This window comes from Streptomyces sp. AC627_RSS907, assembly GCF_019049165.1.
The window spans coordinates 1-1778 of the sequence record NZ_JAGMUE010000394.1; the positions used below are offsets into that span (position 1 = coordinate 1).

The 1778-nt window shown below is 81.0% G+C and carries 1 protein-coding gene; it reads left to right on the plus strand.

Annotated features, from left to right (window positions below; all coding sequences use genetic code 11):
- Positions 1–685: 685 nt before the first annotated feature.
- The coding region (locus KUM32_RS36075) for a S8 family serine peptidase (protein WP_217146128.1) at positions 686–1778 on the plus strand (1093 nt) is incomplete at its 3' end.

The window sequence follows — 1778 nt, forward strand, 5'->3', positions numbered from 1 at the left end:
CTGACCGGGCCGACCGGGCCGACCGGGCTGACCGGGCTGACCGGGCTGACCGGGCTGACGGCAAGGGAACCACCGCCCGCCCCCGGGTCCTCGTGCAGCCGCCCGCCGGCCCCCGCCCCGGAACCAGCGACCGACCGGCCGCCCCCGCCCGGCCCGGAACCGCTCCCCGGGCAACCGACTCGGCTCCGTCCGGAACCACCGACCGGCCCGAAACCACCGGCCGACCCGGAACCACCGACCGACCCGGGACCACCGGCCGACCCGGGACCACCGGCCGACCCGGGACCACCGGCCGACCCGGGACCACCGCACGGCCACCCGCCGCGTCCCGGACCGAAACCGCCGGTCCTGCCGACCGGCCGGGCGCCGCCACCCGCCCCGGGGCCTTCACCGGGGGCGCGGGCCGACCCGCGCCGCTTCCCGGCGTGCGCGGGGCCGGGCGCCCCTCCGCTCCCGTCCGCGACCCGCGCCGCCCGCGCACCGACACGGCGAGCGGTGCGTCCCCGTGGCAGGAGCTGACCGCGCCCCGCGCGACTCCCGGCGCGGTGTCCCCGGTGCCGGAGCCCGGTGCGTCGGGCCGTCCGCGTACCGCCACGCCCGGCGCCGCCCCCGCCCGCGCGTCGCGCTCCGGCGCCGCCGCACCCGGCAGGGCCGAGGCCCCGGCGACGGAGGGGGGAACCTCCCGATGACGTGCGCTCCCCGCCGCCCGCATCTGCCGCCCCGGACCGACGGTGCCGGGCGCGGTCCGCGCCCCCCGGTGGGCCGGCTCCCCCGCCGGACCGCCCGTACCGCCGTCCTCGCCGTTCTCGCCGCCCTCACCGTGGCCGCCCCGCTCGCGACGGCGTCCCCCGTCACGGCCGACACCGGCCTGCCCCGGATCACCGCCGCCCCGCCCCGAAGCGGCGGATGTGTCAAGCCGTCCACGCAGCATCCCGTCGATGTCCCGTGGCCACAGCAGTACATCGCCCCGTCCCGCGCCTGGGACACCACCCGTGGCGCGGGCGCCGTCGTCGCCGTCGTCGACACCGGGGTGGACGCCACGCACACCCCCGCCCTCGCGGGCCGTGTCACCCCCGCCACCCCCGCCTCCGGCACCGACTGCATCGGCCACGGCACGTTCGTCGCGGGCCTGGTCGCCGCCGCGCCGCGCCCCGGCACGGGGTTCGCGGGTGTCGCCCCCGAGGCCAGGATCGTGGCCGTCCGTGCCACCGCGTCGGACGGCGGCGCCACCGCGAACAGCGTCGCCGCCGGGATCGAGGCGGCCGTCGCCCGCCGCGCGCGTGTCATCGCTGTACCGATCGCCCTGCCCCAGGGCAGCCCGGCGCTCACCACGGCCGTTCGCGACGCGGGCCGCCGCGGCGCGCTGGTGATCGCCCCGGCGTACGCGGCGGGCGGCACCCTCACGGGCTCCGGGGACGCCCCCGCCCCGGCCGCCTACCCGGCCGCGCTGCCGGACGTCCTGGCCGTCGCGGCGCTCGGGCCGGGCGGCGTCCCCGACCAGAGGCTCGCCCCCCGCACCGCACCCGACCTGGCCGCGCCCGGCAATGCCGTGATGAGCGTCGGGCCGGGCGGCACGGGCAGCTTCACGGGCGACGGAGCCGAGATGGCCACGGGCTTCGTCGCGGGCACCGCCGCGCTGGCCGTCGCCGCGCACCCCGACCTGACGCCTGCTCGGCTGACCGATCGCCTCATCTCCACGGCGTATCGCATCCCGGCCGACAAGGCACTGGTCGGCGCGGGCACCGTGGACCCCGCGGCGGCCGTCACCGCCCCTGCCC